Raw genomic sequence first — 8,651 nt, 5'->3', positions numbered from 1 at the left:
GCAGCCCCGTCCCGTTCATCTCCACAACAGGAAATTAACAGGACCGCCGGCGGATTAAAAGACCCTCGCCGGAAAACCTAACAAAGTACTACTAGGGGCTCCCGGAGGCTCTAAGCACAAATTCCATGGATGAAGCAAACGAAATCAGGCGTTGGGAATTTTCCTAGTCCCCGACAGTGACACCGGAGCTGAGCGCGTGTTCTTGGTAGTCAAAAGTCCCGATTTCATCATCCACAATGGGATTCGAGTTCATGCCCGGGAGTACAAGGTGTCCCGCGTCGACGGGAAGGAGGATTCCGGTCACGTGTTGGGACTCGTCGGAGGCAAGCCAGATCATCGCGTCGGCAATCGCCGAAGCGGGAAGGATCGGCCGACCGCGCAGCGCATGCCAGTGGCGCGGTCCGTTGACGGTCTGATCCTTAATCTGCTCGGCAGATAGGATGTCTGAGCTACCGGATAGCTGCTGCTGCAGCTTAGGGTTGGTGACCATTGGAGTGTGAATCGGCCCAGGCAGGACGGTGTTGACACGGACGTTGTACGGTCCCAGTTCATTTGCGGCCTGGCGTCCCAGCCCCACGACTCCATGCTTCGAGGCGGTGTAGCTAGCGTTGTTGATACCGCCCTCCACTCCGTTAGACGAGGCGGTCAGGATGATATTGCCCTGGCCAGCCTCCATCATGAAGGGGGCGACCGCCTTGATCGTGTTGAATACTCCAGTGAGATTGACGTCGATGACGTCCTGCCACGCTCTGGCGCCCATCTCCCATATAGATGAGTAGGTGTGGATGCCCGCGTTGGCGACGGCGATGTCAATGCCTCCAAACTCCTGCACCGTTCGCGTAGCGAGGGCGGTCATCGCCGCCTCGTCGCGTACGTCGACGACCTCCGCGATGCAGCGCCGACCAGCACCCTCGACGAGGTCCCTGGTTTCATCGAGCTCTGCCTTCGAGCCCATTTCGTAGTCCAAGGAGTCGATCGGTCCACAGATGTCGAGGATCACGATGTCCGCGCCTTCCGACGCGAACTTCGCCGCGATTGCGCGACCTTGACCGCGTGCTCCCCCGGTGATCAAGGCAGTGCGCCCCAAAAGACGTTCCATACTTATTGGCCTTCCGCTAGTTCTTGCCCCGACCATACGAGTGTGATGCATCTCTCATCGGGGGCGTGCTTCGAACCTACGGTATAGCGAACGCTACGTCAAGATCCCGCGTTGACTCTCTAATGGTTTGTGGCTGGCCTGGTGCCTGCTGGCAGGATGGCTGCCGGTCCTGCTGAACGTGACTCGCGCTGACTCTGACCCGGAGCTCCGGTGTCCTTTTTATGACCTGTCCGTTCGGTGGGGCCGGCGCCGGCCTGTCCTCTTCCGATGGCTTGATAGAAGGTCGTCCAGGGTGCCACCTGTGACTCATTAGAGAGCTGCCTCGAAAGAACCCTTCCAGGCCGGCGCCGGAGACGGTACCTGCCATGGAAGGAAAGCACCGCAATGACCATCGTTGCAGAAAAGTACGGGCACGTCGTTGGCGTGGATACCCACGCCAGGACCCACACCTACGCGATTGTGGACACCGCCACCGGTGCCTGCACAACCACCGAATCGTTCCCTGCCACCGCGGCGGCCACCGGCCGTGCCCTCGCGTGGATCAGCCGGAACACGGACGGGAACGCACTGGCTGCCCTGGAGGGGACTTCCTCCTACGGGGCCGGGCTGACCCGGGCATTGAAGGCCGCCGGCATCGAGGTGGCGGAGGTGAAGCCGCCGCGCCGGCAGGCCCGTGCCGGCGTCGGCAAGTCCGACCCGATTGACGCGCTCGAAGCGGCCCGGCAGGTCCTGCACCGCTCCGTGGAAAGCCTGGCGGTTCCGCGCGCCGACGGGCTGCGTGCGGCCCTTCGCGTGTTGCTGACCGGACGCCGTGGCCTGGACACCCGGCGTACCGCCGACCGCAACGCCCTCAACGCCCTGGTGCGCACCAGCGACCTCGGCATTGGCGCCCGCGAGGCCCTCACCGACGCCCAGATCACGATGATCGCCGGCTGGGACGAACGGGCCTCCGACACCGTCGAGCAGCAGATCGCCCGGCAGGAAGCAACCCGGCTCGCCACCGCCGTCAAGGATGCTGGCCGACACCTGAACCGCATCAAGAAGCAGCTCAGGGACCTGGTCGAGCAGCTCGCCCCGGGATTCCTGGACCTGCAGGGCGTCGGGCCGGTCACCGCCGCGGTCATCCTGGCCGCGTACTCGCACCGCGGCCGGATACGCTCCGAGGCCGCCTTCGCAGCCCTGGCCGGTGTGTCCCCGCTGCCGGCCTCCAGCGGCAACACCGTGCGGCACCGGCTCAACCGCCACGGCGACCGGCAGCTGAACATGGCCCTGGACGTCATCGTCAGAGTCCGCATGAACCACGACGAGACCACCAGACAATACGCCGAACGCCGCACCGCCGAAGGCCGGACCTACCGGGAAATCAAACGCTCCCTGAAACGCTACGCAGCACGCACCTAATTTTCGTGTCAGGCAACGAATCAGTCTTCCCGGAGGTATTGCAATGAGGCAATAGGTAACCTCTGTCAGTTCTGATATGTAGGTTCGGTTGTCAATAGACATAGGTGAGCGGCTTCCGGCTCTTTGTTCCGGAGGCCGCTCCTTGTGTGCCGGCCGGAGGTTAGTGGCAGCGGGGCGAGTCATGGTTCGACTGCATGGTCAGACTGATATTCGCGGGTTGGCTACCGCATGACGATTATTCGGCCGGAGCGTGCCGGTGTCTAGAATCGAGCGTCAACGGTGTGATCCGTCTGCTCATAGAACCGTCCCGGGTTGGCTCCGCGTGCTTGCCGTGTCACTGCCGCCGCCTGCCGGGGGCACGTTCTTATCGGTCATGCTGCCTTCATGGGTTCTCCCTGCTGCAGGGGCGCGGCCAGCGACCAGCACCAGCCGGCCAGCTCGCGGGCAATGGCCGTGTTGGCCTTGACCGGCATCTTGTGCCGGGCGTCGAAGTGCTCCCATTTCCGGTGCAGCCGCCGGTTGCCTTCCAGGGCCCGGATCCGGGTGGCCGCGTCAACGAGGTCGAGCTGCCGCAGGAGCCGTTCCCCGGGGCGGGGGTAGGGACGGCGGTGCTGCCAGGCCGCTTCGATCAGCAGTTTCCGGGCGTAGGTGCTGCCGGCTTTGGTGATCGGACCCTGATGGCGGGACTGTCCGGAGGACTGCTCGCTGGGCACCAGCCCGAGGTAGGAGCCGATGGAGGAGCCGGTGAAGCGGGTCCAGTCTCCGATCTCGACCGCGAGTCCGAACCCGGTGGTGGTCTGGATGCCGCGCAGGCACATCAGCGCGTTGATCACCGGCGCGTACCGGCACTGCGCGGCCGTGGCAGTGACCTGCCGGTCGATGCGCTGAAGGCGTGCGGCGAGCAGTTCCGCCTGTTCAACATCGGCCTCATAGGCGAACTGCAGCACCGGGTCTTCGAAGCGCTGCCGGTGCAGCCACGCGCCGTGTTCCTGCGTCCATTTGGTGTCCTTCGGGTAGCGGATGCCGTGGCGCAGCAGGATGGCGTTGACATGCTGGCGGGCATGCGCGAGGTCCCGGGCCGCGGCCGCGCGCAGCCGGGACAGATCCCGCAGCGCCTCGGTTGCAGCATCCGGGATCCGCACCTCGGTTACGGTACCGACCGCGAGCATCTGGGCCAGGACCCAGGCGTCCCGCCGGTCTTCTCCGAACTAAGAGTTTCAAGGATCTTTGCCAGTGATCACGGGCTTTTCCGGTCGGTGGACGGGGTGTTGGTGCGGCCGGCGGATTGGGCAAAGGTTGGCATGCCGAGTTGGGTCGTGTTTCGGCGGGCGGTGATTTGGTCCATTTCGGCAAGTTTGGTCCGGGCCCCGGCGAGACTGACTTTGAGCCCTTCGGCTTCGCCGAGCCAGCGGTGGGACTCGGCTTCGGCGATGCGCTCGATGAGGTTGTCGCGGATCTGCACCAGGCGGGGCCTGGCTGTGGGATCGGGCCGCAGCAGCGGGCAGCGCAGACAGCTGTGCTCGTGGATGCAGGGCGAGTCGTAGGAGCGGCCGCAGTCACCGACGGAAACTTTGCGGTGTTCGAAGTGGCCGATGAACTCGGCCCATTCCTCGTCGGTGGGGGTGCGGTATTCCTGGCTGGGGCGCAGCGCGCGGCGGCGGGCGATGAATTCACGGTGGCCGTTGATGACTTCTTCGGGGTAGACGGCTTTGTATCCCATGGTGGTGTTGATGTCGCGGTGTCCGGCGACGAGCTGGGCTATGTGCGGCGGCATGCCGTGCATGATCGCGTCGGTGATGAAGATCCGGCGGAAGTCGTGGAAGGTGTAGCGCATAGCGGCTCCGCCGCCGTCCTTGACGCCGAGTTCTTCCAGCGCGTGGTCAAGATATTGGCGCAGCGTCCGTTCGGAAACTGCCCGGTTGTCCAGGCGCCGCCGCCATTGGAACAACAGCGGGCTGGGCGGGTTGTAGACGCGTTCGTTTTTGTCGTAGGACACCACCGGCGGGACGTGGGGTTGCCCGGCGCGGATCCGGGAGACGATCCGGGACAGCACGTCGGCGAGCTCGGGCGAGATGACCAGCAATCGCTCGGCGTCGGTCTTGGACGGGGCGATCTGCAGCAAGGGGACGAGCTGGCCCGTGTCGGGCAGCCGGTATTGGATCAGGCTGTGGTGTGAGATTTCACTGAGCTCTTCGATGCGGATACCGGTGTGGCGCAGCACCTCGACCATGGCCCAGGTCCAGAAGCCGCGGTGCTCTTCGAAGGTCAGATCACGGCGTGGTCCACCGGCGGGATCCTCGGCCCAGACCCGGCCGGTGGTTTCGGTTTTCATGGCGGTGCGGCGCAGCGTTTGGCCCGCAACGGTAAACAACTCGCCGGCAGCGGTGCGGTCGGCTGCCGCGAGCAGATCACCGGTGCATGAGCGTTCGGCCTGCACCCACGAGATCAGTGCCGGCAGCACCGGCAGCCGTTCGCGGGTGCGTTGGTCCGTGCGTGATTTGCGGGCCAGCCGCTCTTTCTTGTGGGAGACATCCGTGGCGCTGACCGGGCAGCGCACCGCCCACGGAGCCCACCGTGCCGGGTCGTCATCGGCCCATTCGGCCAGGTCCAGGTAGAAGGCGCGCACCGCGGAAAGAACGCTGCGCCCATCCAGCCGTGCCGAGGTCCTTTGGATCTGCTCACCGTTGGCAGCGGTGCTGGTGCGGGTCCGGGTCATGACCCGTTTTTTCCATGACGCGGCGACCTCGGGCGACAGCTTCAGTGAATCGATCCCTGGCTGGTGGGCTTCCAGGTCGGCCCAGAACAATTTGCCCAACAGGTAGGCCGTGCGTTGCAGCGTCGAGAAGTCCATTGCCATCTGGCGTTCACGTAAATAATCGACGAGCACGTCCCGGACCGGCCGGCATTTGATCTTGTAGCGGTCGATCAGCTGCTCGCACGTCGGTTGCCCGTTGCCGGAGAACATCTCAATCGCAGCCGGCGCGTCCTCGCCCAGGGCACCATGCCGGCGCAGCAATTGGTAGTGCCGGTGAACCAGTGCCTGTCCGCGACCGGCCGGCGGCCTCGCCGCTGAACAAGTCCCGCCAGTCAGAGGCCGCTTCCGCGCCGCTGGCCTGCCACCGTTGCTGCCAGTTTCCGCCCGGGAATTCCGCCAGCCAGCCCAGCACCGCCAGCACTCCGGTCCGGCGGATCCGCTGGCTGTTCGGATTCTCCAGGCTGAACGGTGCAGCGAGCACGCGGGCCAGCACCGCAGAACGATCATCACAGGTCGAAGGCCACGATGAATCGACTCCGCGGGCGGGGAACGCGGCCATCAGCTGCGCCCCGGTTTGCGCCACCTCGCGGGCCGCCGCCGGATCACCGGCCACCGGCGGGACGAGTAATTGTTCACTGAGCGTCATGGCTGGTTCCCGCCGAAGAGGATCTGCAGGCTTTCGGGACGGTACCCGGGTGGCGGGTGCAGGTACCGGGTCGCGCAGCCGCTGGCGGGCGTGAAAGGCAAGCACTCCGGCGATCACGTCCTCGGTCACCGGGTTCAAATAGCGCTGCGTGGTCGATAAGTACGCGTGTCCGAGGACCCACTGCACGTCGGTCAACGGCATCTGCGGATCCCGGGCCATCCGGTATGCGGCCGTGTGACGAAGGTCGTGCAGCGACCAGTCCGTGCCCAGCGATGCATTTGCCCGATCGAACATCGCCCGTGCCGCGTCATAGCTCAAGGCCCGGAACGGGCGGCGCAGCGTCCACCACAACGGTTCATCCCTGCCCTGCGGAACCAGGGCCGAGACCTGTGCCTGATAGAGACGCAACCAGATAAACGCGTCCGGCGCGGCAGGCAACGGCTGCAACGCGCCGGTGCCCTTGCGCAGCACGGTGATCAGCTGCTGCCCTGGATCGACGTCGGCCACCGTGGCCCCCAACAGCTCCGAAGCCCGGGCACCGGTCGAGACCCAGAACGCGACCAGCGCCCGGTCCCGATGCGATCCCAGCCGGGCGAACAACTGATCGAATTGTTCATCGGGAATCGCCCGTGGTGCCCGGGTCACGACCTTGGGCCGATAGCGGCCGCGGCGCTGCCCGGCAAACGGTTCCATCGGGTTGTGATTGCGACTGCGCCCGGGCGCCTCCACGGGCCCGGGACAGGGGAAACGGGTTGAGCATCGGCCCGGTGCCCGCTTCCAGATGAAAGTCGTAGAAGCCGCGCAGCACGCTCTCACAATGCGCAACGGTGACCGCGGCATACCGGTCACCGTCCGGGGCCCTACCCGGCCCCGGAGTCACCTTTTCCGTCCCGGTGGCCTTGTCGGAGCCCGGTCCGCCGCCGCCGGGGTATCGCCAGTGCGGCCGCACCGGCTTGGCACTCACCTGCAGCCAACGGCAGAAATCACGCGCCTCGGCCTGAGTCGCCTGATCCCACGCCATCCCAAGGGCAGACAGGAACCGGAACCAGCGCAACAAGTCCATGCCATACGAACGCAATGTCGTTGCCGGTCGCCCGCATGCCACCAACTCGGAGAAGAATGCCGCCGCCGGCCCTATCGTCTCACCGGAAGAGTCAACCAGCCGATACGGTTCGAAGGGATCGCCGGTGGCCTTCAGCCCACCCGACAGCGGCACCACCAGCCCGGACAATACCCGCGGAACGTTCTCTTCGATGCCCATCAGAACAGAACCTAGCCGATGCCCATCGCCTCCGCAGACGATTCGCCCCCTCGGCCCCGGTTAGTTCGGTTAACACGTCGGTCTTCACCCGGTCCCCGGGAGCATGCAGCAGCTTCGAGGACGCGGCAACCACACAGTTGACGCCGGCATCCTGCAGGAACCGGGCCAGGACATACCCGGCCGGACCTGACTCGTAAACGGCCTTGACCGGCGGATCGAAGCGGCGCGTCCAGGCCAGCACCGCCGCCGGGTCTGCGGCCATGGTTTGCCGCACGATTTCCCCGGTTCCCGGGGTGAATGCGCAGCCGACGATGTTCACCGCGTGAACATCCAGGCCGATGAAAGTATGCTCGATCATAGCCGGGACCTCCCAAGCCTCACGTGTGGCACTACCATTGCAGCCCCGACAGGCCGGCCAAGCCAACCGGCCAGATCAATGGCAATCCACGGAACCCGTGACACAGAAGGCCCCGGCCCTGATATGCCGAAGCTTCTGCTGCCCGCCCGGACAGATGGACATCACCGTCGGGGTTCAGGGCCCGCGGCACCGCGTTCCGGCCAAACCGGACGCTGTCTGCGAAGCCGGCGCCGCGGGACCGCCCGGCGACAATGGCCATCCGGGCGGGCAGAATGCCCGAACTGGGGATTTCACTTCATATTGTCTAGAGCTAGCGCCTACGCCTGGAGGCGAGGAGACGAAGCGAGGATCGGCTGCACGCTCCGCGGCGTGCTCAAGGTCCGCCTCGCCGGGAGCCTCTGTTGACACTCCGACACCACCGTGAGGCGCAAATAGGAGGTGACACAAGTCGCGAACCGCTAACAGATTTTGCTCAGTCGCTCGTCCCGAGATCAGATAGTCCCGTCGCCCCGTTGAGTCAGAGCACCGTGTATCCACCGTCGATTACGTAGTGGCCGCCCGTGATGAACGAGGCATCGTCGGAGAGGAGGAAGCGAATGAGCTTTGCGACTTCCGTTGCCGTGCCGAAGCGTCCGAGAGGATGCTTGCTGACCAGATGCTCGCGTGCTGACGGCGTCGCGGCCGCGAGCAACGGAGTATCGATGTATCCGGGCCCCACCGCGTTGACGCGCAGACCCTCGGGGCCATACTCAGCGGCCGCGTTCTTGGTAAGTCCGACCACCGCGTGCTTCGTGGCCACATACGCCGATTTGCCGGGGTTTGCGACGACCCCATGCACCGAGGAGAGGTTGACGATCGCCCCCGCTCCTGCTGCGACAATCGCGGGGATCTGATAGCGCATGCCGTAGGCGACGCCGTTAAGGTTAACGTCCACGACCCTGTCCCAGTCATCCAGGTCCATCTCGCCCGTCGATGCGGTCCTGCTGCCGACACCTGCGTTGTTCACCGCATAGTTCAGTGTGCCGTATGCCTCGAGGGCAAAGTCGACAACCTTCCTACTGTCGTCAGCCACTGCAGTGTTGCCCTGGACCGCCGTCGCTTCACCGCCGACGGCCCGGATACCCTCGACCA

At 65.2% G+C, this 8,651-nt stretch carries 6 protein-coding genes and 1 pseudogene; 1 reads left to right on the top strand and 6 read right to left on the bottom strand.

The genetic code is table 11. The annotated features are described in order from the left end of the window. Window positions 1-163 precede the first annotated feature (163 nt). Window positions 164-1,099 carry a mycofactocin-coupled SDR family oxidoreductase gene (locus AC5RWU_RS22935; RefSeq protein WP_493986482.1) on the bottom strand — a complete coding sequence of 312 codons (936 nt, stop codon included), beginning with the start codon at window positions 1,097-1,099 and terminating at the stop codon, window positions 164-166. Window positions 1,100-1,483: 384 nt separating this feature from the next. Between AC5RWU_RS22935 and AC5RWU_RS22930 the strand changes: the two genes are divergently transcribed. After that, window positions 1,484-2,500, top strand: coding sequence for an IS110 family RNA-guided transposase (locus AC5RWU_RS22930; protein ID WP_493986481.1), 1,017 nt, complete (start codon window positions 1,484-1,486; stop codon window positions 2,498-2,500). A 371-nt stretch (window positions 2,501-2,871) separates the two neighbouring features. Here AC5RWU_RS22930 and AC5RWU_RS22925 read toward each other — a convergent pair. The 5 genes and pseudogenes from AC5RWU_RS22925 to AC5RWU_RS22905 all read right to left on the bottom strand — a co-directional run. Continuing rightward, window positions 2,872-3,687 (bottom strand): annotated as a pseudogene (locus AC5RWU_RS22925) (IS110 family RNA-guided transposase); the annotation flags it as partial. 50 nt (window positions 3,688-3,737) lie between these two features. Continuing rightward, a complete protein-coding gene (locus AC5RWU_RS22920) occupies window positions 3,738-5,516 on the bottom strand; it encodes a tyrosine-type recombinase/integrase (RefSeq protein WP_493986480.1) in 1,779 nt (592 codons plus the stop codon). Continuing rightward, the gene (locus AC5RWU_RS22915) at window positions 5,467-6,594 is read right to left on the bottom strand and encodes a tyrosine-type recombinase/integrase (protein WP_494037334.1); all 1,128 of its coding nucleotides are present in this window, start codon (window positions 6,592-6,594) and stop codon (window positions 5,467-5,469) included. The genes AC5RWU_RS22920 and AC5RWU_RS22915 overlap by 50 nt, the downstream gene beginning before the upstream one ends. Beyond that, window positions 6,515-7,162 carry a site-specific integrase gene (locus AC5RWU_RS22910; RefSeq protein WP_493986478.1) on the bottom strand — a complete coding sequence of 216 codons (648 nt, stop codon included), beginning with the start codon at window positions 7,160-7,162 and terminating at the stop codon, window positions 6,515-6,517. Before AC5RWU_RS22910 ends, AC5RWU_RS22915 begins: the two co-directional genes overlap by 80 nt. An 875-nt stretch (window positions 7,163-8,037) precedes the next feature. After that, a partial coding sequence (locus tag AC5RWU_RS22905) for an SDR family NAD(P)-dependent oxidoreductase (RefSeq protein WP_493986477.1) occupies window positions 8,038-8,651 on the bottom strand: 614 nt, incomplete at its 5' end.

Source organism: Arthrobacter sp. B0427-1-12 (assembly GCF_059092905.1).
Note: the sequence above shows the minus strand (reverse complement) of the source record. Positions and strands in the feature narration are given on the sequence as shown.

Coding starts and splice junctions, on each gene's coding strand:
- AC5RWU_RS22935 (WP_493986482.1), bottom strand. CDS start 1,099: ATGGAACGTCTTTTGGGGCGCACTGCCTTGATCACCGGGGGAGCACGC.
- AC5RWU_RS22915 (WP_494037334.1), bottom strand. CDS start 6,594: ATGGAACCGTTTGCCGGGCAGCGCCGCGGCCGCTATCGGCCCAAGGTC.
- AC5RWU_RS22930 (WP_493986481.1), top strand. CDS start 1,484: ATGACCATCGTTGCAGAAAAGTACGGGCACGTCGTTGGCGTGGATACC.
- AC5RWU_RS22910 (WP_493986478.1), bottom strand. CDS start 7,162: ATGGGCATCGAAGAGAACGTTCCGCGGGTATTGTCCGGGCTGGTGGTG.